At 70.4% G+C, this 24,822-nt stretch carries 20 protein-coding genes and 1 tRNA gene; 10 read left to right on the top strand and 11 right to left on the bottom strand.

All coding sequences use genetic code 11. The features are described 5' to 3' along the window. Positions 1-163 precede the first annotated feature (163 nt). The 7 genes from H305_RS53885 to H305_RS0103070 all read left to right on the top strand — a co-directional run bounded on the left by H305_RS53885 (position 164) and on the right by H305_RS0103070 (position 12,246). Entirely contained in the window at positions 164-436 is a 273-nt protein-coding gene (locus H305_RS53885; RefSeq protein ID WP_028799130.1) for a hypothetical protein, read from the top strand. A 1,540-nt stretch (positions 437-1,976) separates the two neighbouring features. After that, positions 1,977-2,174, top strand: coding sequence for a hypothetical protein (locus tag H305_RS0103095; RefSeq protein WP_028799129.1), 198 nt, complete (start codon positions 1,977-1,979; stop codon positions 2,172-2,174). Between the two features lie 236 nt (positions 2,175-2,410). Beyond that, on the top strand, positions 2,411-5,209 hold the full coding sequence (topA, locus tag H305_RS0103090; protein ID WP_028799128.1) for a type I DNA topoisomerase: 2,799 nt from the start codon (positions 2,411-2,413) through the stop codon (positions 5,207-5,209). Positions 5,210-5,319: 110 nt separating this feature from the next. Continuing rightward, positions 5,320-8,631 (top strand): dTMP kinase, encoded by a 3,312-nt coding sequence (gene tmk, locus H305_RS0103085; protein WP_028799127.1) that lies wholly within the window; start codon positions 5,320-5,322, stop codon positions 8,629-8,631. 524 nt (positions 8,632-9,155) lie between these two features. Next, complete coding sequence (locus H305_RS0103080) at positions 9,156-10,361, top strand: DNA polymerase III subunit delta' (RefSeq protein WP_028799126.1); 1,206 nt, start codon at positions 9,156-9,158, stop codon at positions 10,359-10,361. 120 nt (positions 10,362-10,481) lie between these two features. After that, the gene (locus H305_RS0103075; RefSeq protein ID WP_028799125.1) at positions 10,482-12,065 is read left to right on the top strand and encodes an alpha/beta hydrolase; all 1,584 of its coding nucleotides are present in this window, start codon (positions 10,482-10,484) and stop codon (positions 12,063-12,065) included. A 107-nt stretch (positions 12,066-12,172) separates the two neighbouring features. Then, positions 12,173-12,246 (top strand) — tRNA-Thr (locus H305_RS0103070). Positions 12,247-12,292: 46 nt separating this feature from the next. Here the strand turns inward: H305_RS0103070 and H305_RS0103065 are convergent. The 4 genes from H305_RS0103065 to H305_RS0103050 all read right to left on the bottom strand — a co-directional run bounded on the left by H305_RS0103065 (position 12,293) and on the right by H305_RS0103050 (position 16,824). Further along, positions 12,293-13,699, bottom strand: coding sequence for a tyrosine-type recombinase/integrase (locus H305_RS0103065; protein WP_028799124.1), 1,407 nt, complete (start codon positions 13,697-13,699; stop codon positions 12,293-12,295). 65 nt (positions 13,700-13,764) lie between these two features. Further along, positions 13,765-13,968: a helix-turn-helix domain-containing protein gene (locus H305_RS0103060; RefSeq protein WP_028799123.1), complete on the bottom strand. Its 204-nt coding sequence runs from the start codon at positions 13,966-13,968 to the stop codon at positions 13,765-13,767. A 523-nt stretch (positions 13,969-14,491) separates the two neighbouring features. After that, on the bottom strand, positions 14,492-15,967 hold the full coding sequence (locus tag H305_RS0103055) for a hypothetical protein (protein WP_028799122.1): 1,476 nt from the start codon (positions 15,965-15,967) through the stop codon (positions 14,492-14,494). Positions 15,968-15,969: 2 nt separating this feature from the next. Then, positions 15,970-16,824 (bottom strand): bifunctional DNA primase/polymerase, encoded by an 855-nt coding sequence (locus H305_RS0103050; protein WP_028799121.1) that lies wholly within the window; start codon positions 16,822-16,824, stop codon positions 15,970-15,972. Positions 16,825-16,925: 101 nt separating this feature from the next. Between H305_RS0103050 and H305_RS0103045 the strand changes: the two genes are divergently transcribed. Further along, positions 16,926-17,996 carry a hypothetical protein gene (locus H305_RS0103045; protein ID WP_234020606.1) on the top strand — a complete coding sequence of 357 codons (1,071 nt, stop codon included), beginning with the start codon at positions 16,926-16,928 and terminating at the stop codon, positions 17,994-17,996. A 13-nt stretch (positions 17,997-18,009) separates the two neighbouring features. On the opposite strand, the gene H305_RS0103040 is transcribed toward H305_RS0103045, so the two are convergent. From H305_RS0103040 to H305_RS0103010, 7 genes are all read right to left on the bottom strand, one after another. Beyond that, a complete protein-coding gene (locus H305_RS0103040; protein ID WP_028799119.1) occupies positions 18,010-18,474 on the bottom strand; it encodes a hypothetical protein in 465 nt (154 codons plus the stop codon). A gap of 204 nt (positions 18,475-18,678) precedes the next feature. Continuing rightward, positions 18,679-20,793 carry an FtsK/SpoIIIE domain-containing protein gene (locus H305_RS0103035; RefSeq protein WP_028799118.1) on the bottom strand — a complete coding sequence of 705 codons (2,115 nt, stop codon included), beginning with the start codon at positions 20,791-20,793 and terminating at the stop codon, positions 18,679-18,681. A gap of 85 nt (positions 20,794-20,878) precedes the next feature. Then, positions 20,879-21,193, bottom strand: coding sequence for a hypothetical protein (locus H305_RS0103030; RefSeq protein ID WP_028799117.1), 315 nt, complete (start codon positions 21,191-21,193; stop codon positions 20,879-20,881). An 11-nt stretch (positions 21,194-21,204) separates the two neighbouring features. Beyond that, complete coding sequence (locus H305_RS0103025) at positions 21,205-21,417, bottom strand: hypothetical protein (protein ID WP_028799116.1); 213 nt, start codon at positions 21,415-21,417, stop codon at positions 21,205-21,207. A 29-nt stretch (positions 21,418-21,446) separates the two neighbouring features. After that, positions 21,447-21,785 carry an RRQRL motif-containing zinc-binding protein gene (locus H305_RS0103020; RefSeq protein ID WP_028799115.1) on the bottom strand — a complete coding sequence of 113 codons (339 nt, stop codon included), beginning with the start codon at positions 21,783-21,785 and terminating at the stop codon, positions 21,447-21,449. Continuing rightward, positions 21,785-22,645, bottom strand: coding sequence for a hypothetical protein (locus H305_RS0103015; RefSeq protein ID WP_028799114.1), 861 nt, complete (start codon positions 22,643-22,645; stop codon positions 21,785-21,787). The genes H305_RS0103020 and H305_RS0103015 overlap by 1 nt, the downstream gene beginning before the upstream one ends. Then, the gene (locus H305_RS0103010) at positions 22,642-22,911 is read right to left on the bottom strand and encodes a DUF6284 family protein (protein ID WP_028799113.1); all 270 of its coding nucleotides are present in this window, start codon (positions 22,909-22,911) and stop codon (positions 22,642-22,644) included. Before H305_RS0103010 ends, H305_RS0103015 begins: the two co-directional genes overlap by 4 nt. Before the next feature lie 455 nt (positions 22,912-23,366). Between H305_RS0103010 and H305_RS0103005 the strand changes: the two genes are divergently transcribed. Both H305_RS0103005 and H305_RS0103000 read left to right on the top strand, forming a co-directional pair. Continuing rightward, the gene (locus H305_RS0103005; protein ID WP_028799112.1) at positions 23,367-24,134 is read left to right on the top strand and encodes a GntR family transcriptional regulator; all 768 of its coding nucleotides are present in this window, start codon (positions 23,367-23,369) and stop codon (positions 24,132-24,134) included. Further along, positions 24,131-24,700: a GNAT family N-acetyltransferase gene (locus H305_RS0103000; protein WP_028799111.1), complete on the top strand. Its 570-nt coding sequence runs from the start codon at positions 24,131-24,133 to the stop codon at positions 24,698-24,700. Before H305_RS0103005 ends, H305_RS0103000 begins: the two co-directional genes overlap by 4 nt. Positions 24,701-24,822: the final 122 nt, after the last annotated feature.

Below are 24,822 nucleotides of genomic sequence, written 5' to 3'. Positions count from 1 at the left end.
GGCTCCTGAGACGAATTCGCAATCTTGAGTCATATACGCCCGTTCTGACGGGGTTGGGCAGGATTGGTCCGCAAAAGGGCTCCTGTCGGTGGTGTGAGCGCGGCTACCTTCAAGAGACGGATTCCACGCGTCCTCGGGGGAGGCGCGCTGTCCCGGGGGAGGCGTGACGGGGGAAACGCCGGATCAGGGTGCGGGCCGGGTCATCAATGGCCGACACCGGCTGCTGCGTACGCGCGACGCGGGCGGCACCGGGCGCCTATGGCTCGCGTACGAAGAGGAGTTGGCCTGCGAGGTCTCCGTGAAGGGGATCGTGCTGCCGGACGCCCCGGCGGACGCGGCCGAGACCGCGCAGGGGCGTGCAGCGAGGCCCGGCACGCGGTACGCCTGCGCGGGCATCCCCCATGCGGCCACCGTGCACGACGTGGTGGTGCACTAAGGCCTGCCGTGGATCGTCATGGAGTACGTGCCGGACGCGGTGGACCTCCAGGGCGTCGTCCGCGGACGGGTCCCCTGTCGTCCGCGCAGGCCGCCCGGGTCGGGCTCGCCGTTCTCGACGCGATGACCGCGGGACACCGGATCGGCATCCTGCACGGGGATGCGAAACCGGCCAACATCCTTCTGGCGCCCGACGTGTCCTGTCGCTCGCAGCGGCGAGTACGCCACGCTGACGGCCCTGCTCGCGGAGGAGCCCGCCCCGCCGCTCCGGGCCGGCGAACTGGCGCCCGTCCTCCACGGATTGATCGTCAAGGACCCCGTGCGCAGGTCTTCGCCGGAGACGGTGGGGGAGGGGTGGGCTGGCGCGGGTGCCGCACGCTCGTCCGGCGCGGGCCCCGGTGCGTCCCCCGGCGTGGGTGACACCCTCCGAACAGGGGCCGGTACCGGGCGAATTCGGGACCGCTTTGGGGTCCTACGGCGGTGCGTATCCCGGCCACCCCACCGGCCCGTACGCGGACCGCGCGAGCGGGTCGTAAGGGGCACCGGCGGGACGGTCGTACGGGGTCCCGGCGTGAGGGTCCTACGAGGCACCGGCGGGAGGGCCGACGCCGAGCGCCCCGGGCGTGCCACGCACCCCGGACACCCCCGCAGACCCCGGGGTTGCCGACGCCGAACACCCCAGCAGACACCGGGCGATCCGGCCCTCCCCGTGGCGGACCCGGCATCCGACACGCCCGCGGTGGGCGGCCCCGCCACGCCGGGCGGCCCGCCGGGACCCGGCGACGGCGGTTCGTCGCCGTACCCCGCCCGGAACCCGCCGGCCCAGCAGCGCGCGTAGGGCGCTTCCGGCAATCCCTGCCTGGGCGGTGGTCCCGTCACGGCGCCGCCGTCCGACGGGCCGCGAGACGACCCGCCGCGAGCGGCAGACAAGCCCCGTGGCTGTCGCCCTGCCCGACGCGGGGTCCTACGCCCTCCTGCCGACGAGGGCTTCGCCGCGACCGATGGCGGTACGGCATGTCTCGTGCTCGGCAGGCATGTCCCCATCGGGGGCGAACCGGCGCGGTTCCGGTCCCAGGACATGGACCTGTACGCCGCGCGGACGGCCGTGGGCGACTGCTGGACGTACGTCGACGAGGGGACGACGAGTTCGCGTCCCTCCTCACGGACTGTGCCCGGCCCCACACCGACCAGGTCGTCGGATTCGTCACCGCGCCCGACGACAGGGAGTACAAGAAGGGAATCGACAGCGGCGGAAAAGCTCTGCAGCGACAAATTCGAGTCGAGTCGGGCGCCGGGGCCGGGGCTGAAGCCCTGCGGATGGCTGGGTGGCGAGGAGGACTGGAACGACGGCTTCACCACCATCGTGTGCACCGCGGGCCGCGCCGGCGAGAAAAAGACGAGCGGAAAAATACCGGCGCCCGGCACCGTCCGAGCGGGCCATGGGATGCCGGACGCCCTGCGTTCACCGTGGGTTCGCACGGGCGCTTCCGGGGCGTGCCAGCCTCCCGCTCCGGAGCACCCGGGGGCGGAAGGACGATCTCATGGAAAGCGGACCGGCGATCTTCGTGGGGACGGTGTTCGCCCTGTTCGGAGGCGGACTGCTGGCCTGGACGACGGTCCGGGTGCGGCACGGCGAGCCCGTCGCCCACGGTGTGAGCCGCGTCGCATCGGCGGCCCTCGCGAGCGTCGCCGGAACGGGGGCGCTGGCACTCGGGATGTGGTGTTTCACGCGCGCGTGAGCACACCGGTTCCGGTAACTGGGAGGTCACACTCCGGATAAGCCGAAAAGACCTGGTCGGCACTCCGGGCGGCAGGAATGGCGGTAGTCGGGTTACCGTTCGAGTGGCCGTTGCGGGCTTTTCCCGTTTGACACGGGGGCGGGATGTACCGTCACACTCCGCAGCGTCAGCACGACCCGACCCCCGGGAGCGAGAACCCTGGGAGCCCCCCGCGTCGACCGGAGAGAAGAGCGAAGTTGTCCCCGACCAGCGACACCGCAAATGGCGGCCGCCGACTCGTCATCGTCGAGTCGCCTGCCAAGGCGAAGACGATCAAGGGCTACCTCGGCCCGGGCTATGTCGTCGAAGCGAGCGTCGGGCACATCCGTGACCTTCCCAACGGCGCCGCGGAGGTGCCCGAGAAGTACACCGGCGAGGTGCGCCGCCTCGGCGTGGACGTCGAGCACGACTTCCAGCCGATCTACGTGGTCAACGCCGACAAGAAAGCCCAGGTCAAGAAGCTCAAGGACCTGCTGAAGGACTCCGACGAACTCTTCCTCGCCACCGATGAGGACCGCGAGGGCGAAGCCATCGCGTGGCACCTTCTCGAGGTCCTGAAGCCCAAGGTCCCGGTCAAGCGCATGGTGTTCCACGAGATCACCAAGGACGCGATCCGCGAGGCCGTCGCCAACCCGCGTGACCTGAACAAGCGCATGGTCGACGCCCAGGAGACCCGCCGCATCCTCGACCGCCTCTACGGCTACGAGGTCTCGCCCGTCCTGTGGAAGAAGGTCATGCCGCGGCTGTCGGCGGGCCGCGTCCAGTCCGTGGCGACCCGGCTCGTCGTCGAGCGGGAGCGCGAGCGCATCGCCTTCCGCTCCGCCGAGTACTGGGACCTGACCGGCACCTTCGGCACCGGCCGGGCCGGCGACCCGAGCGACCCGTCCACCCTCGTCGCCCGTCTCTCGACCGTCGACGGCAAGCGCGTCGCCCAGGGCCGCGACTTCGACTCGCTGGGGCAGCTCAAGAGCGCGAACACGCTCCACCTCGACGAGGCGAACGCCCGCGCGCTCGCCGCCGCCCTGGAGAACACCGACTTCTCGGTCCGCTCGGTCGAGTCCAAGCCGTACCGCCGCTCGCCGTACGCGCCGTTCCGTACGACGACGCTCCAGCAGGAGGCCTCGCGCAAGCTCGGCTTCGGGGCCAAGGCCACCATGCAGGTGGCGCAGAAGCTGTACGAGAACGGCTTCATCACCTACATGCGTACGGACTCCACCACCCTGTCCGACACGGCGGTCGCCGCTGCCCGTGCGCAGGTCACGCAGCTGTACGGCGCCGACTACCTGCCGGCGCAGCCGCGTACGTACGCCGGCAAGGTCAAGAACGCGCAGGAGGCGCACGAGGCGATCCGCCCCTCGGGTGATCGTTTCCGCACACCCGCCGAGACGGGGCTGACCGGCGACCAGTTCAAGCTGTACGAACTGATCTGGAAGCGCACCGTCGCCTCCCAGATGAAGGACGCCACCGGAAACAGCGTGACGGTGAAGATCGGCGGCACGGCCGCCGACGGCCGCGACGCCGAGTTCAGCGCGTCCGGCAAGACGATCACCTTCCACGGCTTCCTGAAGGCGTACGTCGAGGGCGCGGACGACCCGAACGCCGAGCTCGACGACCGCGAGCGTCGGCTGCCGCAGGTCAACCAGGGCGACCCGCTCTCCGCCGGGGAGATCACGGTCGACGGGCACGCCACCAAGCCCCCGGCCCGCTACACCGAGGCCAGCCTGGTCAAGGAGCTCGAAGAGCGCGAGATCGGCCGCCCGTCGACGTACGCGTCGATCATCGGCACCATCCTCGACCGCGGCTACGTCTTCAAGAAGGGCACGGCCCTGGTGCCGTCCTTCCTCTCCTTCGCCGTGGTCAACCTCCTGGAGAAGCACTTCGGGCGGCTCGTCGACTACGACTTCACCGCCAAGATGGAGGACGACCTCGACCGCATCGCGCGCGGCGAGGCCCAGGCCGTGCCGTGGCTGAAGCGCTTCTACTTCGGCGAGGGCGACGCCACGGGCGCCGCCGAGGCCGGGAACGGCGACGGCGACCATCTCGGCGGCCTCAAGGAACTCGTCACCGACCTGGGCGCCATCGACGCCCGCGAGGTGTCGTCCTTCCCGGTCGGCAACGACATCGTGCTGCGCGTCGGGCGCTACGGCCCGTACATCGAGCGTGGTGAGAAGGACGCCGAGAACCACCAGCGCGCCGACATCCCCGAGGACCTCGCCCCGGACGAGCTCTCCGTCGAGCTCGCGGAGGAGCTGCTCGCCAAGCCGAGCGGCGACTTCGAGCTGGGCACCGACCCGGTCAGCGGCCACCAGATCGTCGCCAAGGACGGCCGGTACGGCCCCTACGTCACCGAGGTGCTCCCCGAGGGCACCCCGAAGACCGGCAAGAACGCCGTCAAGCCGCGTACGGCGTCGCTGTTCAAGTCGATGTCCCTCGACACGGTGACGCTGGAGGACGCCCTCCGGCTGATGTCCCTGCCGCGCGTCGTCGGCGCGGACGCCGAGGGCGTGGAGATCACCGCGCAGAACGGCCGCTACGGGCCGTACCTGAAGAAGGGCACGGACTCGCGTTCCCTCCAGTCCGAGGACCAGCTCTTCACGATCACGCTCGAAGAGGCGCTGGCGATCTACTCCCAGCCCAAGCAGCGTGGCCGCGCGGCCGCCAAGCCGCCGCTGAAGGAGCTCGGCGAGGACCCGGTCAGCGGGAAGCCCGTCGTCGTCAAGGACGGCCGTTTCGGCCCCTACGTCACCGACGGCGAGACCAACGCGACCCTGCGCTCGGGCGACAGCGTCGAGGACATCACCCCGGAGCGCGGCTACGAGCTGCTCGCCGAGAAGCGTGCCAAGGGCCCGGCCAAGAAGACCGCGAAGAAGGCGCCCGCCAAGAAGGCCCCCGCCAAGAAAACGGCGGCCAAGAAGACGACGGCTTCGAAGACGGCCGCCAAGAAGGCCCCGGCCAAGAAGACCGCCGCGAAGAAGACGGCGGCCTCCGAAGGCTGAGACCCGGGACTCGAACCCCGACACGTACGCCCCTACACCATGCGGTGTGGGGGCGGCCGTATGTTCGGGCACCCCTTCGGGGAGTCAGTCGGTCCGGATAGGCTTGCAGGATGACGCGAGCCGAGCAACCAACGGCCCACCATCCCGCCCCCGACGACGCCCTGGTCGCGGACTCCCGCGAGCGCGCCGTCCGCGCGCTGCTGCGCCAGCCGCAGCTGAAGCGACTGTGGAGTGCGCACCTGGTGGGAGGTGTCGCGGACGCGCTGGCCCTGCTGGTGCTCGTCGTCCTGGTCCTCCAGGCGGCGATCAGCGAGGGCTCGTTCGGCGGTGGTTATCGCGGTGCCGCCCTCGCCGTGGCAGCGGTCCTCGGCGCCCGCATCCTCGCCACGCTGCTCTTCGGAGCCGTGCTCCTCGGGCCGCTCACCTCGCTGACCTCGCCGGACGGGCCGCTCGACCGGCGCTGGACCATGGTCGGCGCGGACGCGCTGCGGGCCGTGCTGCTCATCATCGCGCCGCTGTGGATCGACTGGAGCCCGGAGGACGCGCTAGCCGTCCTCCTCGTCACCGCGTTCGTGACCGGAACCGCCGAGCGGTTCTGGACGGTGTGCCGGGAGAGCGCGGCCCCCGCCCTGCTGCCCGCACCGCCGCTGGAGGGCGCCTCGGTGCGCCCGCTGCCCGACCACATGGGCGCGCTGCGGCGCCTGTCGCTGCGTACGGCGTTCCTGTCGGTGCCGCTCGCCGCCGCCACGCTCGTCGTCGCGTCGCTGGTCAACAATCTGCTGGGCGCCGGGATCGTCTGGTTCGACCAGCACCAGGCGGCGCTCGCCTCGTACGTCGCGGCCGGACTGTTCGCCGCCTCGCTGTCGGTGCTCACCTTCCTCGAACTGCCCGACGCGCGCACCCCGCGCGCGCGGTCACCCCTCGAAGGACTGCGCCGCCCCAAGACAGGCACCGGCGTCGACAAGGGCCGCACCGGGGCGATCCCGCTGCTCGTGCTCGCCTGCGCCGCGGTCGCCGGGGCGATCGCCGCCGCCGTCGCCGTCTGCGTGCTGCACGCCAAGGACCTGGGGGGCGGCCCAGTGACGTACGGGCTGCTCGTACTGGCCCTCACCGGAGGCGTCGTCGTCGGCATCCGTACGGCGCCGTCCGTGCTGCCGTCGCTGTCCCGGCGCAGGCTGCTCGCGCTGGCCATCGCCTGCACCGGCGTCGCGCTGCTCGCCGCGGGCCTCGTCCCCGACGTCACCACCGTGCTGCTGATCCTCGCCCTCGCGGGCATCGGCGCCGGCATCGCCGCGAACACCGGGCACACCCTCCTCGACCAGGAGACCGAGGAGTACCGGCGCCCCCGCACCACCGAGCACCTGCACGCCGTCGTACGGGTCTTCGTGGCGCTCGGCGCGTTGATGGCGCCCCTGGTGGCCGCCGGGATCGGCCCGCACCGCCTGGAGAACGGCAAGTTCGTGTTCGCGCACGGCGGCGCCGCCTTCACGCTGATGCTCGTCGGCGCCCTGCTGCTGCCCGTCGCCGTGGTGGTGCTCGCCAAGGTCGACGACCGCTCCGGAGTGCCGCTGCGGCACGACCTGCGTGACGCCCTGCGCGGCGGCGACGACCCGGCCCAGACGCCCACCACGAGCGGCTTTTTCATCGCCCTGGAAGGCGGCGACGGAGCCGGCAAGTCCACCCAGGCGGAAGCGCTCGCCGAGTGGATCAGGTCCAAGGGCCACGAGGTCGTGGTCACCCGGGAGCCGGGCGCCACCCCGGTCGGCAAGCGGCTGCGGTCCATCCTGCTGGACGTGTCGTCGGCGGGCCTCTCGCACCGCGCCGAGGCCCTGCTGTACGCCGCAGACCGTGCGGAGCACGTGGACACCGTCGTGCGGCCGGCCCTGGCGCGCGGTGCGGTCGTCATCTCCGACCGGTACATCGACTCCTCGGTCGCCTACCAGGGCGCCGGCCGCGATCTGTCGCCGACCGAGGTCGCCCGCATCAACCGGTGGGCGACGAACGGACTCGTTCCGCATCTGACCGTCCTGCTGGACGTGTCGCCCGAGGCGGCCCGCGAGCGGTTCACCGAGGCGCCGGACCGGCTGGAGTCGGAGCCCGTCGAGTTCCACACGCGCGTGCGGTCCGGGTTCCTGACCCTCGCCGCCGCCGACCCGGGGCGCTACCTGGTCGTCGACGCCTCACAGGAGCCCGAGGCGGTCACCACCGTCGTCCGGCACCGGCTCGACATCATGCTGCCGCTGTCCGAGGCCGAGGTGAAGGCGCAGGAGGAGGCCCGCAAGGCGGCCGAGGAGGAAGCCCGGCGCAAGGCCGAGGAAGAGGCCGCCCGCAAGGCCGAGGAGGAGCGGCTGGAGCGCGAGCGCCAGGAGCAGCTCGCCAAGCTCCGGGCCGAGGAGGAGGAGCGCAAGCAGCGCGAGCTGGAGGAGGCGCAGCGGCGCGAGGCCGAGCGCCAGGCCGAGGAGGCCCGGCAGCGCGCCGAGGACGCGCGCCGTCGTGCCGAGGAGGAGCGGGCACGCCAGCTCGCCGAGGACCAGGCCCGCGCCGCCGAGGAGGAGCGGCTGCGCAGGCAGGCAGAGGAAGAGGCCCGCCTGAGGGCCGAGGCGGAGGCGCGCCGGCTGGAGAAGCAGCGGAAGGCCGAGGAGGCCCTGCTGCGGGCCGAGGAGGCCCGGCGGGCGGCGACGCAGGCCGCGGCCGCCTCGTCGGCGGCGGCTGCTTCCGTGGAGGCGGCGGCCTCGTCCGTGGCTCCGACCCTTTCTTCGCCCGCCGCCCCGGAGGCGTCGGCCGCGTCGTCGGGCACGCGCTCGGGAGCCGTCCCCGACAACGAGACGACGGTGCCCACCCCGGTGGTTGCCCCGCCGAACGCGTCGGACGGAGCGCGGGACGACGAGACGACGGTGCTGGCACGAGTGCGGGACGAGGAGGACCGGTCCGCCGGTTCGCGCGCCGGGTCCGGCTCCCGTCGGCGTGCCGATTCCCGCTCCGACAGCGAGGAGACGGCGAAGCTGCCGAAGCCGCCGGTGCCGCAGGGCGCCGCCGACGAGACGGCCGTGCTGCCGCCGGTCGCTCCCGGAGCGGCCGACGAGACCGCGGTGATTCCGCAGGTGGCCCCGGGTGCCGCCGACGAGACGGCGGTCCTGCCTCCCGTACGGGAGGGGCGCGCCGGTACGCAGGCCGGGGACGCGACGGACCGGGTGCCGCCGGGATTCTTCCGGGACGAGCGGCCGGCCCCACGGGCGGACGGCGCCGACGACGACCGCACGCGTGAGCTGCCCCAGGTCGAGGAGGGCGCCGCGCGCCGGCGGCCCCGCTCCGACTGGGCCGAGGAGACGCCGCTCGACGACCTCCCGACTCTGGCGGACGAGCTGCTCGGCCCGCGCGAGGACGAGGAGCGGGACGAGGGACGGGGCGGCCGCCGCCGCTGACGGCCGCGTCCGGCACCGGTCGGCGGCCACCGCGGGGCGGGCCGGGGAGCCCCCCGGCCCACAGAGGGCGGATGCCGGTGGTGGCGCGAGTGCCGGCCGGTGTGACGCCCGCACCGGTCGGCGTGACGCACGGTCGCGAGGCGGGCGGCGGGAGGCGCTGGGCGCCGGCGGCTGGGAAGCCGGGCGGGGCCTTGATGCGCGGGTGGTGGGCCGAGGCCTCGATGCTCGGGTGGTGGGCCGAGGCCTTGAGGCCGTGCGGGGCCGGATCGACTTCGGCCGGAGCGGTGTCGGCCGGAGCGATGCCCGCCGGAGCGGTGTCGTTCGGAAGGGCACGGCGGCGGGCCGTGTGATGCCGGCCGGGTCGCGACGACGGCTGTGTGACAGACCGGGCCGGAGCCCGGCGTGGGTGAAGGCGGCAGGCGAGGCGGCAGGCCGGGACGATCCGCCCCGGGCTGGACCGAATGTCAGTGGCGACCCGCACAATGGACGCGGCAAGGCAAAGTGCGACGAAAGGGCGGTGCCCCATGCCCGTGTGGGACGACCTGGTGGGCCAGGACAAGGTGAGCGAGCAGCTCGCCGCCGCCGCCCGGGACGCCGACGCCCTCGTCACGGCAGCCGCCGGGGACGCTCCGCCTCCCGAGGCGTCCAAGATGACGCACGCATGGCTGTTCACGGGCCCGCCCGGCTCGGGCCGTTCCACGGCCGCCCGGGCGTTCGCGGCGGCGCTCCAGTGCGTGAGCCCCGACCGCGCGCTCGGCGGGGTCCCCGGCTGCGGGTTCTGTGACGGTTGTCACACGAGCCTGGTGGGCACCCACGCCGACGTGGAGATCGTCCGTACCGATCTCCTCTCCATCGGTGTGAAGGAGACCCGTGACCTGGTCCGCCGCGCCCAGATGTCGCCCGCAGGGGGGCGCTGGCAGGTCATCGTCCTGGAGGACGCGGACCGCCTCACGGAAGGTGCCGGCAATGTCCTGCTGAAGGCCGTCGAGGAGCCCGCTCCCCGCACGGTCTGGCTCCTGTGCGCGCCGTCCGTCGAGGACGTCCTGCCCACCATCCGCTCCCGCTGCCGCCTGCTCACCCTGCGCACCCCGCCGGTGGATGCGGTCGCCGACATCCTCGTACGCCGTGACGGCATCGAGCCCGACGTGGCGGCCGCCGTCGCGCGCGCCACGCAGGGCCACATCGGACGGGCCCGCCGTCTCGCCACCGACCCGCGCGCGCGGGAGCGACGGGCCGCCGTTCTCAAGCTCCCGCTGCGGGTCGGCGACGTCGGCGGCTGCCTCAGGGCGGCCCAGGAGCTGATCGACACGGCCTCCGAGGACGCCAAGCAGCTCGCCGAGGAAGTCGACGTGAAGGAGACGGAGGAGCTGAAGGCCGCCCTCGGTGCGGTCCAGGGAGGCCGCATGCCGCGCGGCACCGCCGGCATCATGAAGGACCTGGAGGACCGGCAGAAGCGGCGAAGAACGCGTACGCAGCGCGACAGCCTGGACCTGGCCCTCACCGACCTCACCGGGCTCTATCGCGACGTACTGGCGCTCCAGCTCGGCTCCCGCCTGGCTCTGGCCAACATGGAGGTGGAGGACACCCTGGAGCGGCTGGCCCGCGCCGGCACCCCGGAGTCCACGCTGCGCCGCATCGACGCGATCGCCGCGTGCCGGGAGGCCCTCGACCGCAATGTGGCTCCGCTGCTCGCGGTGGAGGCGATGACCATGGCGCTGCGCGCGGGCTGAAGCCGCCCGGCGAGTGCGCCCCGGCCGTCGGAAGCGCAGGATGAGTTGACGGAGTCACTCGTACGAGGCTCGGTCGCCACTGAAGGTGATCAATCGATCGCTCAGGGTTAGGCTCGCGAGATGTACATGAGGCGCACTCATCGGTCGTCCCGGCCCCTCTACGTCGGGGGCGTGCTGCTCGCGGCCACCGCGCTGCTCGTCTCCGGCTGCTCCTCCGGGAGTTCGTCGGCGGCGTCCACGACGAAGGTGACGGCGCTGGCCGCGTTGCCGAGTTCCACGCCGTCCGGGCTGTCGAGGTACTACGGCCAGAAGCTGAACTGGCGCAGCTGCGGTGTGCCCGGCTTCGAGTGCGCCACGATGAAGGCACCGCTGGACTACGCGAAGCCGGACGCGGGCGACGTCAGACTGGCGGTCGCCCGCAAGAAGGCCACCGGGCCGGGCACACGGCTCGGTTCGCTTCTGGTCAACCCGGGCGGGCCAGGTGGTTCGGCCATCGACTACCTCCAGTCGTACGCAGGTATCGGTTACCCGGCGGACGTCCGCGCCCGCTACGACATGGTTGCCATCGACCCGCGGGGCGTGGCCCGCAGCGAGCCGGTCGAGTGCCTCACCGGGCCTCAGATGGACGCGTTCACGCAGACGGACACCACCCCGGACGACAAGTTGGAGACCCAGCACCTCGTCGACGCGTTCAAGAAGTTCGCCGAGGGATGCGGGGCGCGCTCCCCGGAGCTGCTGCGGCACGTGTCGACGGTGGACGCCGCCCGTGACATGGACATCCTGCGCGCCGTCCTCGGCGACAAGAAGCTGAACTACGTGGGCGCGTCGTACGGGACGTTCCTCGGCGCGACGTACGCGGGCCTCTACCCGGACCGGGTGGGGCGGATGGTCCTGGACGGCGCGATGGACCCGTCGATCGACGCACGCCGGCTGAACGAGGACCAGACGGCCGGGTTCGAGACGGCGTTCCAGTCGTTCGCGAAGGACTGCGCCCAGCAGAGCGACTGTCCGCTGGGCGACGCGGGCACGAGCCCCGAGCAGATGGCCAAGAACCTGAAGGCGTTCTTCCAGGAGCTCGACGAGAAGCCCATCCCCACGGGCGATCCGGACGGCCGCAAGCTCGGTGAGGCGCTCGCGACGACCGGCGTGATCGCGGCGATGTACGACGAGGCGGCCTGGGAGCAGCTGCGCGAGGCGCTCGACTCGGCGATGAAGGACGACGACGGCGCGGGCCTGCTGGCCCTCGCCGACAGCTACTACGAGCGCGACGCGAACGGCAAGTACGCGAACCTGATGTTCGCCAACGCCGCCGTGAACTGCCTCGACCTCCCACCCGCCTTCGAAAGCCCCGATCAGGTGGACAAGGCCCTGCCCGGGTTCGAGAAGGCGTCCTCCGTGTTCGGCGCGGGGCTGGCCTGGGCGGCACTGAACTGCGGGTACTGGCCGGTGCGGGCATCCGGTGAGCCGCACCGCATCGAGGCGAAGGGCGCGCCCCCGATCTTGGTGGTCGGCACCACCCGGGACCCGGCGACGCCGTACCGCTGGGCCCAGTCCCTCGCCTCCCAGCTCTCCTCCGGGACCCTCCTCACCTACGTCGGCGACGGCCACACCGCCTACGGCCGCGGCAGCCAGTGCATCGACTCCGCGATCAACCGCTACCTGCTCGAAGGCACCCCTCCGGCCGATGGAAAACGCTGCTCGTAGCGCTGCCGAACGCCCCCGCCCACCGCGCGCGGGGGCGCGTGCGGAGCACCCCCGGAAACTGTGTAGACTTACCGACGTTGCTGATCGCACCATAGTGCGGACAGCGCGCCGCCTTAGCTCAGATGGCCAGAGCAACGCACTCGTAATGCGTAGGTCTCGGGTTCGAATCCCGAAGGCGGCTCTTTTTCAAGCCCAGCTCAGACAGTGTCTGAGCTGGGCTTTCTCGTTCAGCGAATGCGGCGGCGGCGTTGTGCGCGTGCCGCTCGGGTATCGGCGGTCTCAGTTCTGGTCTCAGTGGGGCCCGGAATCGGGGCCGGCGAAGGCGACGGCGGGGGCACGAAGAACTCGCCCATGCGCCGCATGGCGTCCTTGGACAGGTGGGACCGGCCCTTGACGTACCGCCGGGTCTGGCTGATCTGCGTGTGCCTCAGAATTTCCATGATCGTGGGCATGTCGACGCCCAGCTCGTTGAGGATCGTGCCGGCGGTGTGGCGGCTCCCGTCGTACAAGCGGCGGTCATCGATCCCGGCCTCCTTGAGTAGTTCCTTGAACTCCTCGTAGTCGGCGCGCGGGTCCAGCGGACGGCCGTCCGGTCGCGAGAACACGACGTCGTGCTCCTGCCACAGTTCCCCGGCAACTCCCCGTCCCGCTTCCTGCTGGGCCTTGTGGTCGTGCAGGAAGGGAACGAAGACGGGCGGGATCGGCACGGCGTTGCGGCTCTTCTTGGTCTTGGGTCGTGTGAAGGTGAGCCCGCCTCCCTTGCGCTTCGGGCACGCGCTCGCATGCTTCGTGCACGTCTTGGGGCACGGCTTCGGGCAGCCACGCTCGTAGCCCTTGTGCGCGGTGCAGTCCGGCGGGCACGGCTCGAAGCGGTGCAGACGCCCTCCACAGGCGTGCGCGTCGTTGCAGCCGTGCCGCCACGTGAGGCGCTGAAGCTGCCACTCGGGGTGGAACAGCTCCCCTTCCAGGTCGACGTACGACCAGCGCAGCCCGAGGGTCTCACCCTGCCGAAACCCCATGCCGACACCGACGATCCAACGCATGAAGGTGGGCCGCATCGCCGCAGCTTCTAGGAACGCTTTCGCCTCCTCCTTGGTGAAGGGGTTGGCCTCGGTCTCGTCGATGCTCGGCGGGTCCACAAGCGTGGCGACGTTCTCGCCGACGATGCGGCGGCGGTGGGCGATCTTCAAGGCGCGCGACAGGATGCGGTGCACCTTCACGACATGCGAGGCAGCATGTCCGGCGTCGAGCATGGCACGGTACATCCGCTCCAGGTGTTCGGGCTGCAACTTATCGATGCGGTGCTTGCCAACGCCGGGGATGATGTCGTTGCGGGTCTTGGACCAGTAGTCATCGAGCGAGCGCGGCTTGAGTTTCAGGCTCGCGATGTCGGTGAGATAGGTCTCCATCCACGCGGCGACGGTCGGCTTGCGGCCCGCTGCGGGTGCACGGCCCTGGTCGCGTTGACGCTCAAGCTCCTTCACCTTGCGCTTGATCTCGGCCTCGGTTCGAGCTCGGCGGTGGCGTCGGTCGGGGCCGCCGTCACTCTTGACGCCCATCGTCACGCGACCGTGCCACCAGCCATCGGCGCCGAAGTAGATGGACGACTCCATGTTGGGCTTGCGGGGGCTCATGTGCTCCTCCATGCGGGAGCGCCCCGAGCGGGATGCTCGGGGCGCCTCGGTGACGTGCTCGGGGTTCAGTTCGGCAGTGGGGCGAGGTTGGCGACGTACGCCTCAAGGTCGGACCGCCGGATCCGGCGTATGCGGCCCAACTTGATGTACTTCAGGGCGCCTTCGGCCATCAGCTCGTAGACGGTGGATCGGCCGATGGCGAGAGCTTCGGCGGCTTCCTCGGGCTTGTACAGAAGTCGGTCGACGGGGGCAGCAATTACGGTGCTCATCCGGGGGGCCTCCTGGGCAGTTCGTCTTTGCCTTCCGGGGGTGGGCTCGGGAACTTGGCCCGTGTGTGTCCGAGGTGCGGATTTCTGCGTCATCGCGTCATCAGCGACATTCATGCTTCTGGCCTGCGGTTTTGCTTGACGCGGTGGCTAGGGCCTGCGTCATCGGTGCGGCATGGGCTGCGTCATCGGGTGACGCAGATGACGCAGGATGACGCAGCGACCAGCGTCTGCGTCATGGCTTTCGTTGCAGGTCAGAGGCCGTTTGGCGTCCTGCGTGACGCAGATGACGCAGCGTCTTCCCTCTTAGGACAAAAGAGGGGGTGTCTGTTGTAGTGCGGTGGCGCCTCAAAGCGTGAAGAAGGAGCCGCTTCGCGGCGCGATCTTGGGGCGGCGGCGGTGCCGCCGGAGGTGCAATGAGGAGCCGCTTCGCGGCGCGTCCTTGGGGCGGCGTTCCGCCGAACAGCAAGAGGAGCACGCGGCGCCGGTGGTGCTCCTCTTGCTTGTTCAGCCTGTGCGGGCGCGGTCAGAACATGCGTCTGTGTTCCTGCGGGGCGGGCGCGGTGGGGCGGGTCATTTCGAGGTAGCGGCCCGCGCTGATGCGCCCGGAGTCGATGAGCACGCCGCGGGCGGCCAGGGTGGGTTGTAGGCGCTTGAGACGGTCGGAGAGCACCTTCCCGGTGGTCGGCCAGCCCTTCGGCAGGGGACGCTGCCCCTCGCCGTTGTAGAGGCCGCTCAGGAGTTGCAGCCACTCTGTGGACGTCATCCGCTGTGCCGCGCCGGGGGAGATGGTGTCGGCGTGACGCAGGACGGTTTGCGCGAGCAGGTCACCTTCGATCACGTCGTCGTTCAGGTCGTCCAGGCTTGCTCGGTAGGCGGCGAGGACCCCGAATCCGGTCGCGGCGTCGAGCTGCGCGCACAGGTGGGCGAAGTCGGCCATCCGCAGATCCGTCGGCGTCTCGGCTTTCGCCGCGCGGGCTTTGACCGTGAGGTCCAGGAGCGAGCCGAGGACGATGGGCAGCACTTCCGCGTACTCCGCCCACAGTTCGGCTTCGGTGCGCCGCACTGTGGGGCGCTCCAGCCGCAGTGGCAGGAGCCGTTCGGCGAGGTCGGGGCGGATGACTCCGACGTCGATGCCGGTCAGGAGCAGGGGGCGGCGGTAGCCGACGCGGAATACGTCTCCGTCGGTGAACAGGGCCCGTTTGACGTTCTCGGCGCCGGTCACGATGCAGCACATCGCATCCGAGAGGTCCGGGGTCATGTGGGAGAGGTTGTCCAGAGCGGTGACCCATCCCGCCGACACTGCTGCGATCAGGTTCTCTTCGTCCTTGGGGGCCCGGCGCAGGTCCCCGCTCATGCCCTCCACGATCCGGATCAGCATCCGCCCGCCGGTGGACTTGCCCGCACCTTGCGGTCCGGTCAGGAACGGCGCCGGGACGGGCACCGACGGACCGAGGCAGCCGATGAGCCAGGCAATGGCCAGGCATTCGGTCTCGGCGGTGGCGAAGTTGCACAGCCGCATCAGTGCGTCGATGCCCTTGCCGTCGGTGTCCTTGGCCGGCAGGGGCAGTTCCCCGGTGAGCTGGGTTCGGCGCCAGCACACCTCGCGGGGGTCTGGGGTGGTGATGTCCCAGCCGGTGGGGTGGATGCGTACGGACTGCCCGTCGTCGCGTCCGAGGTCCAGCCATGTCGCCCCGTCGAAGCCCGGAGCGACGCGGATGTAGACGGGCTGCACGTCCTCGCTCAGCGCGAGCGCTTCGATCAGGTCCAGCGCCTCTTTCAGCGCGGTGCCGTTGAACACGCCGCGCCCGTCCTTGAACAGGCCGACCATGAGTTCCTGCCGGTGGCTTCCGGTGGTTCCCTGTGAGCGGATCGGCCGGGCCACGGGGTGGCCCTTGCGCTGGGCGTACACGGTGCCGTCCGGGGTGCGGAAGTACCGAAAGTGCGCCTGCGCGTAGTCGGTAATGACCTCGCGGGCCGGGGTCTTGTCGTCGTCTGCCACGGTCACACTCCCAACGTGGTGCGGGCGTTGGTCCAGGCGTCCGTGCAGTGCCGCGGGCTCTCGCCCTTGGCCTGAGCGGCGGTGAACAGCCGCGCCACGTGGGCATCGGTGAGGCAGCCGCACCGACCGTGCGTCGACAGCACCGCGAGGAACGTGTGGTACACGGTCGCGTGGATGGCGCTACGGGCCTCGCTGATGCGCTGCACGGCCATAGAGATGCCACGGTCCAGATACGCGGGCGTGCGGTGCGGGCACGCCCCGCCACCGGCCAGCGCAGGCACAGTGATGAATGTCGGTCGGACCGTGGCGGGTTCCTTAACGGCCAGCGTGCGTACGACGTCCGGCAGGGCCGTGACGGTGCCGGATCCGGGGCCCAGCCACCGGGCGTAGGCCATCGTGGACTTGATGTCCACGCCAGGCCGTACGGCGTTGGCGGACTGCATGGCGCCTCGGTAGAGCCAGTGCTCGCCCCGGGTCGTCGGCACGGCCCGTGTGGCAGGCAGGTTGGCACGGGCCCACGCGATGGCTTCCGCGTTGTCGAGGTCGACGACGGTGAGACCGGCGTCCCCAGGGTGGTAGGCCACCGCCGCGGCCTCGCGCCACGCTCGCGCCCATGTCGGCGAGTTGATGACGCTGGGGTCGGTGGTGGCGGCGGCCCAGCCGTGGCACGGGTGCGGGCAGGTGCAGGGGCCGGGCGTCTTCATGTTCGGCCGCCCGCCACACGCGTTGTTGGCGCAGCGACGGCAGTTCCCGAACGGCACCTTCCCGGCTCGTAACGGCAGTACGGGCACGCTGGAGGCGGCCAGGGAGAGAGCGGTAGGCAGGTGCTCTCCCTGAATGCTGGTCGGTTGCGTCATGCTGGATGTCTCCAGTTCCTTGCAGGGGTGCTGGATGGTTGGGGCGGCCCCGGACTTTGACGAGACGGGGGCCGCCCTTCTGCCTGCCACCTGCAAAAAAATTGGGGCGGCAGGTTGTCAGTGGGGGTGGCTATGGTCGCGGTATGACGACGATCGTTGATCTTGTGCCGGGTGTGGTGACGACGCGTGATGCGATCGCGGCGGCCTACGGGTGCGGCACGTTCCAGGGCATCGAGCCGGCCGATGAGGCGGGCAAGGTGTTCGTGTACTCCGACCCGTCCGCGGGCGAGGAGTACGGCTACACCTTCGATGGCCGTGCGGAGGATGACGAGTTCGGGCCGCTGTACCTGTACACCGGTGCCGGCGCGAACGGGGATCAGAGGCCGTCCGGCCGCAATGGGTCGCTGCTGACCGCTGCCGAGAAGAACCGTGAGATCCACCTGTTCGTCGCGCACGGCAAGGTGCCCGGTGGTGGTGCCATGCGGCAGCGGTACATCGGTCAGATGGTCTTGGACCCGGTGAATCCGTATGACCTGCGTCGCGGTCCCGGTAGGGACGGCGTGATGCGGGAGGTGCTGGTCTTTCGGTTCCGGCCGGCGCCGGGAACGACCGCGGCGTGGACCGAGGCGGACCGGCAGCCCGCCGCCACGATGACCAGCTACGAAATTACCGACCCGCTGGTGGAGGCGCCGGCGGTGGTCACGCTGCCGGCACAGAGCGGAGCGAAGGTCAAGAAGACCGAGCAGCACAGCACCGCACAGACGACCGCGGACATTCCAGCGGGTCAGCGCAAGGTTCTGCGCCGTGAGGGCGAGTTGGTCAAGGCGTTCGTCGCGCACCTGACCGCGGCGGGCCACAAAACCCACAGCTTCCAGATCACCATCAAGGGCGAGCCCGGCACGCTCACCCCGGACTTGTATGACGCGACGGACCACGCCCTGTACGAGGCGAAGGGGATCACGACCCGGGCCAACGTCCGCATGGCCATCGGTCAGCTTGCCGACTACCGGCGCCACATCCCCGGACGCAAGGAGCTGCGCGTCGTCGTCCTGCTGCCCAGCGAGCCCACCGAAGACGTGAAGGATCTCCTCGGCGAGGAGTACGTGGAGCTGGTCTACCAGACCGAAGCCGGCGGGTTCGCCGGCTGGCCGCTCGCCTACAACCAGCCGTAACCAGCACCGTCTGCTAGCCGTGGAAGTGGCTTCGCTTGATCACGGCTTTGCGGATGTTGACGGTCGTCCCGCCGCTACGGCGGGACGTGGTGAGCACCTGCGCTGCAATCCATCCGCCGAAGATCACGGCAGCGAGAACGATGAGCTGGTGGACGAACGCAGCAAGCGCGGCGATGAACGAGGTGAGCAGGATTAGCCCGCCGCACACGGCGAGGAAGCCGACACCCCCAAGGGCGACGTTCACCGCCGTGCGGGAGACGGCCGGCTTCACTGCGACCGGTTCCGGCTGCATGGGGCTGACGGCGTAGCCGGTGACCACACGGCCGTCGGGAAGGACCACGCTCGCCACCGCCGGGATGCTGCCCGGCTGTACGGGCACGAGGGGCGCCGGTGTCATCACCGCGGGCGGTATCGGGGTCGGGTGGTGGACTTCCACGGTGGTCACGGGGCGGGGGTTGGCGGTCTGTTCGGGGTACATGCGGAATCCCTTCCGGTGCTCGGTCAGGGAGGCGGAAGCACACCCTGTGGGGTGGGCTGTGGAGGGGGTTTTCGGGGTCTGGCCTGGGGTGCCTCCCTGACTCCCTGATGGATCATTCGTGCAGCTCAGGGGCAGGGAGGCGGGCCAGGGAGGGGTTCAGGGAGTTCTCCCTGCCTCCCTGACCCGGGCGGGGTCGGCTCCCTGTCATCCGTCGGCGGAAGCGGAACCCTCGTTGTCGCGGTTGGCAAGCGCGCGGGCGACGCGGTCACGGCTGACGACCATGACGCCGTCGGACTTGTGGGGCTCCGCGCCGGCGTCGTCCAGGACGCGCTTGAGGTCCAGGAACGACCAGCCGCCGTAGGCGGCCTCGTTCAGCGTCGCGAGCCGCTTGAGGACATCCTTGGTGCGCACCCGCGACGTGTCCCCGACGACGGAGGCGATGTCGGCGAGCGGGTCACGTTCTTCCCCGCGCTCGATGACGTGCAGGGTGGTGACCCCGTCGCGCAGGGCCTTGGCGCGGTCGGTGATGGCTTCGGCTGCGTCGTCGTCGACGTAGTGCGTGCGCACGGTGATGGACGACTGCCCCTTGGGGATGTCGATGCCGGACGACGCGACCACGAGGGTGCCCTGATCCAGGCCCGGACGCAGCAGGTTCGGTGCGGCGCCACCGTCAACAGCCTTGTCACCGAGCGCCATGCGGGCCTGCGACTCCGTGCCCAGGGCGAGCGAGGCGCGGGTGTGGGCACCCTCGCGGACCAGCTTGGGCAGGTTCTGGTCGGTCGGGTCCTGCGTGCCTTGCCACATCAGCACGTTCACCGCGCGGCCCTGGTTGTGAATCTTCCGGACGGCCATGAAGTACCGGGACGTGGCCTTGGAACCGCCGTAGAAGCGGCCCTCCTCGTCCTTGAGCGGGCACATGAACGCGACCTGCGCCTCGTCGACCAGCACGATCAGCGCGGGGAACTGCGTTCCGGGCGGGGCCATCAGGCGGCGGTTCATCTCGTCCACGGCGCCTTCGACCATCTCGGTCACCTGGATGACGTGCTCGTCGGTCGGCCCCTGGATCAGGGTGGTGGCCAGGCCGTCGAACATGGCCCAGTCGCCCACACCTTTGAGGTCGCCCATGAGGAACTGGACCGACTTGTCCAGCGCGAGCCACAGGGCCAGGGAGCGCAGGGCGACGGTCTTGCCCTGGTTGGACAGGCCCGTGATGAGCAGGTGCCGCTGATACAGGGACAGCGCGGCGGCATCTCCGCGCAGGTCCTGCCCCCAGGGGGCGCGGCCCTTGGTGTAGTCGGCGGTCATCGTTTCGTCGGTGACCAGCGGGGACGGGCCGATCGGCTCATCGAGCGCCCCCGAGTCGGCCACCCACAGCCGGACCGTGCGCGCGGCCTGCGGGATGGTGATGAACACCTCGTGCTCGTGCCTGGTCAGGTTCTCCGCGAGCTTCCGGCGGCGTTTCTGTACCTCGTTCGTCGCCACCCCAGAGGGCAGGGTGACGTCGACTTCCACGCCGCATCCTGCGATCCGGATCGGACCGAGCATCGACGCCCCGGCGTCGCCCATCTCCTTGATGGCGCTCTTCAGCGGGGAGATGCCGAGGTCGCGCAGTGCCTTGACCACGATCGACGGGGTGATCGGCTCACCCTCGCTCGATCGGACGTTGTCGGGCAGCGCCCACGCGGGTGCGGCCTGCTGCTTGCTGCCGATGGCCCATAGGGCGAGTAGGGCGAGGAACGGGCCGATGGTGAGGGCCGGACCCCACACCACCTGAACGATGGTGATCAGCAGGTTGATGAAGTCGATCGTGGCCATGAGCGGGGTGACGACCTCGCTCACGTCCTTGGTCGCTATCGCCATGACGATCCCGAGCGCGACCAGCGACCCGACACCCATACCGGCGCTCACGGCAACGCCCTTGGCGGCATCTATCGGGGAGTGCAGCAGGTCCATGCGGCGGCGGTGGCGTGCCTCGCGGAAGTGCTGCCCGCGCTCCTCCCACTCCGCGGCGACCTCGTAGTTCCCGGCCGCTTCCGCCGCGCGGAGCATCCGCTCATAGCGGGAAGCGGTCCGGCCGTCCCACGTGCGCTTCGCTGCGATCCTCGCGCCGCCGGCGACGTAGAGGGTGTGCCGGGCGACGGCACGTGCGGTGGTCTTCGTGGTGTCGTGGTTGACCGCGGTCTTGACCGCGCGTCCGGAGCGGACCCACAGCGGAACAGGTGCGGCCGGTGCGGGGTCGGGGACCACAGTCAACGCGGTCACGGTGGCGGGCTCGGTCGATTCGGTGCTCTTGTGCAGGTGAACGACGTTCTCACTCATGGTGAAGGACACTCCTGACTGCCCCGGATCGGGGTGAAGGTGAGGGGAAAGCGCTGCGCGGGGTGGGGCGCCGGACGGGCGCCGGTCACCACCAACGGGACTTCTTTGCGGCCTTGGCCTGCGCGGCCTCGGTCACCAACCGCTGCCGCTCGATCTGCAACGCGGTGATCTCCGCGATGAGTCGGGTCTCTGCGGAGCTGGAGACGGAGTCGACCCGGTTGTCTGCGCGGGTGGTGCTCTTGCCGCGGGCGATGCGGTAGGTGCCGCCGGCGAGTGCCGCGAGCATGGCGCGGCGCTCGGAGCCGGTGAGCGGCCACAGCTCGCCCCGGCGGACCGCTTCGAGCTTGCGGTTCGTCTCGCGGATCGCGCGGTCGATGCGGCGGGTGTCGGGCTTGCCCATGGTCAATCCCTTCAGGCCTGCGGAGTGAGCTGGAGATGGATGTCGGCGAGCCGGCCGGTCGCGCCCTGCGCTCCGAGCCACGCGCCCACCTCGCGTTGGACGTGGGTCCAGCAGTAGGAGGCGGGAACGGTGACGGTGCCGTGGGCGAACGCGCGGCCCTGGCCGGGCATGCTCACCCACGCGTCCCACGCGTAGGTGAGCCGAGCAGTGTTCGTGCTGGTCACGGCAGAACTCCAAGGTGTGTGGGTTGAGTTCAGGCGGCGCGCTGGTCGTCGGGGTAGGCGCAGGGCACGCAGGTGCCGAGGGAGGCGGGGATGACGTATCCGGCGTCCGTGCGGCACTGCGGGCAGGTGCGGCGCGCTTGGTTGGCCTTGGCGAGCGCCGCCCCCTTGGCGGCGGTCATGGGCCGGACCGGTTTGGCGAGGTCGACGCGGTAGAGGTGGGCGACCAGCGGTGGCCGGCGGCGGCGCGGGCGTTCGAGCTGGGCGGCCACCGGTTGACCGCCGGGGCGCAGATCGCGGGCGCGGAGCTGGCGGCGGGTGGCGTAGCCGTCCGGGGCGAGGCGCCACCGGAACACCGGCAGCGCCCCCATCAGACGGCCACGCGCTTCCACGCGGCCCTCAGGCGGACCTCGGAGGCGGAGTGGCCGGCCGCGCGGAACCGTGCGGCCATCTCCCGGTAGGACAGGGCGGGAATCTCGCTGTGTCGGATCTCGTCGACCACCGCGTCAAGGGACGCATCGGTGAGCGCGGGCGCTGCGTCCAGCGCGGGCGCAACCGGCTCTGTCGGGCCCCAGACGGGGAGCTCCCAGCGGGGCGTGACGTTGGGTGCGACGTGGTGCGTCACGCTGGTCAGTGCCCTGCCGGTGTCCTGACCGTTGCGCGCCTCTTCCAGCGTCGACCAGGCCCGGGAGAGGGTCTGTGCGGTCTTGGCCTGGACGCGTGCGACGCGGGCGCCGGCCTGCGTCACGGCCGCCAGCCGGGTCTCCTCGGTGGTGGCTTCGGCCCGCAGGCGGGCGCGGGCCACGGCCGCTTCGTCACGCGCCTCCTGCTGAATGCCTTGGATGGCTCCGAGCGCGTTCGGGGTGAGCGCGGTCCGCTCCCACAGTCCGTGCACCAGCCACAGTGCCTTGGCCGCGACGGGAAGCCAGGCCACGGCCAGCCACGCGCCGGTGGTCTCCTCCGCGGTGAGTGCGTGCGCGACGAGGACGCCGGCCGCGATGATGCCGAAGGACCAGCCGACGGCGGTGACGGCGCGATTGTGGTCGCCCTGTGCGGCGAGACGGCGTTCGTAGGCGAGGGTGGCCAGCCATCCGCCGTCGATCCCGAGACCGACAACCAGGGCGACGGGCCACGGCATAGCCGTGCCCAGCCACATCACGACCACGGCCAGCGTGAGGACCATGGACACCGCCGTCATCGCGACGGCGGGAAGAACGGTCCTGGCCCTCACGCCGCACCCCCCGCCGTGTCGGCGACGGCGGCGCGGTTGGCCAGCTCGCGGCGTGCGGTCAGCACACGGCGGTGGGCCCGGCGGATGCGGCGCTGGTCCAGCTCGGTCGGTGTGCGGTCAAGGGTGATGATCTGCGCGTCCAACAGGTCGACGTCCGCGAGGATCGCGGGCATCTCCAGCTCGATCGCATTCAGCTCCGCGTCCGTCGGCTCGATCCAGTCGGCGAACGCGGTAACAGCTTCCTGAACAGTAACGATTGGGTTCATTGGGTCGTGTTCTCCCTTGCAGGTGGGACGGCCCGAACAGCGGCTCCGGTGTTCCAGCACCGGAGCCGCGCGCCGTTGAAGTCGGTAAGTCCGGCTCCCCTCAGCGCTGCTCGTGCGAGACGAGCAGCGGAGGCAACCGGCCGCAGCCGTGAGCTGCGGGAGTTGGGCCGCGCTGTACTCACGCGGGAGAGCCCGCGTGGCCGCCTACTTGGCCGAGGAGAGGCGGCGTCATCCTCATTCAGTTGTCAAGGAACCTGCGCTTCCTTCGAGCCCCTCTCAGAGCCCTCCGGGCGACGCGAGTCGACATAGATGGGCAGACTTAGAGGTCTTGCACCACCTGCTCAGCTTGTTGGTACAAGCTGACATGAGTGATGCTGCACCCACAGACGGTGAGGCGTCAAGGGGTTCGGTGCTACATGTACCAACAAGTTGCGCGAGTGCGTCATGATGGGGCTATGACCAAGCAGCCGAAGTACCGGCAAGTCGCTGACGTACTGCGTCGCGAGATCGACAACGGCACCTACGCGCCGGGAGCGCGGCTGCCCTCTGAGAACGACTTGCAGCAGCGCTTCGACGCGTCTCGGAACACGATCCGCAACGGGCTAAGCCTGCTGGTCAGTGAAGGTCTGATCACGTCTAGCCAAGGTCTTGGCTATGAGGTCAAGTTGCACGAGGTGTTCGAACTCAACGCGTCTCGATTCGAGAACCTGACCTTCCCGCAGAACGGGGACGCGTACAGCACCGACGTGACGAACGCCGGCCGTCGGCCGCATCAGACCTTCCGCGTGGAGATGCTCCCGGCTTCGAACGATGTTGCTGAGCGGCTCAAGGTTCCAGCGGGTACGAAGGCCGTATTGCGGTTCTGCCATCGCTACGTTGACGACGTCCCGTGGTCCACGCAAGCGACCTACTATCCGTCCTGGCTGGTCGACGCATCACCGCGATTGGCTGAGCCGGGGGACATCGAGGAAGGCACGACTCGATACCTCGCCACACGGGGGATCGAGCAGGTCGGGTACTTCGATGAGATCGCCGCTCGGATGCCCACGCCGGAGGAGGCCCGACTTCTGGAGATCGGAGCTGGTGTGCCCGTGATGATCTGGACGCGCACCGGCTACTCGGCAGACCGTCCGATCCGGTGCACGATCACGACGTTCCGGGGGGACCTGAACCGCATGAACTACGAGATCGGCGAGCTGTCCGCCCGAAGCGAGAGCGCGTGATCATCACTCCAGCGGAATCGCACGATGTGACCAAGCTGCTCGCCTTTCGAGCGGAGGCAGCAGCCTGGTTGCGAGGTCTGGGTTCCGACCAGTGGAGCCGTCCGTATCCGGCCGACAAGCTGCTGGCCACAATCGAAGCGGGCACTGTGTTCATGCTCCGGGACGGTCATACGACGGCTGGCACGATCACACTCACCCCGGATGCCGAGGAAGGGCTGTGGACGGACGACGAACTGACCGAACCCGCGATGTTCGTCAACAAGCTCACCATTGCGCGTGAGTACGCTGGCTTGGATCTCGGTGGCCGGCTGCTTGACTGGGCTGGCGATCGCGCACATCGCGCGGGCGCGCGGTGGCTTCGCTTGGACGCGTGGACAACTAACGAGGGGCTCCAGCGGTACTACCTCGCGCACGGCTTCATTCACATTCGTACGGTCCGCGAGGGCGTTGCCGTTAACGGTGGCCCCCGGGTTTCTGGGTGGCTCGCGCAGCGCCCTGCGCGGCCAGCAGACCATAGGTTTTCGGACCGTACACCGGCCCCCGAACGACTCCGATTCGCAGCGTGAGTCGAGTAGAGGTTCACAGGATGAGCCCTCTGTTCACTGCGCGAGCGTAGAGCCGCTGGTGCCACTCGTTGGCGTTCGATCCGGATCGGTGGTCAGGATGGGGTTCAGGCCGGTCTTGATCA

It is taken from the genome of Streptomyces sp. 142MFCol3.1 (assembly GCF_000424945.1).
Taxonomy (GTDB): domain Bacteria; phylum Actinomycetota; class Actinomycetes; order Streptomycetales; family Streptomycetaceae; genus Streptomyces; species Streptomyces siamensis.
Note: the sequence above shows the minus strand (reverse complement) of the source record. Positions and strands in the feature narration are given on the sequence as shown.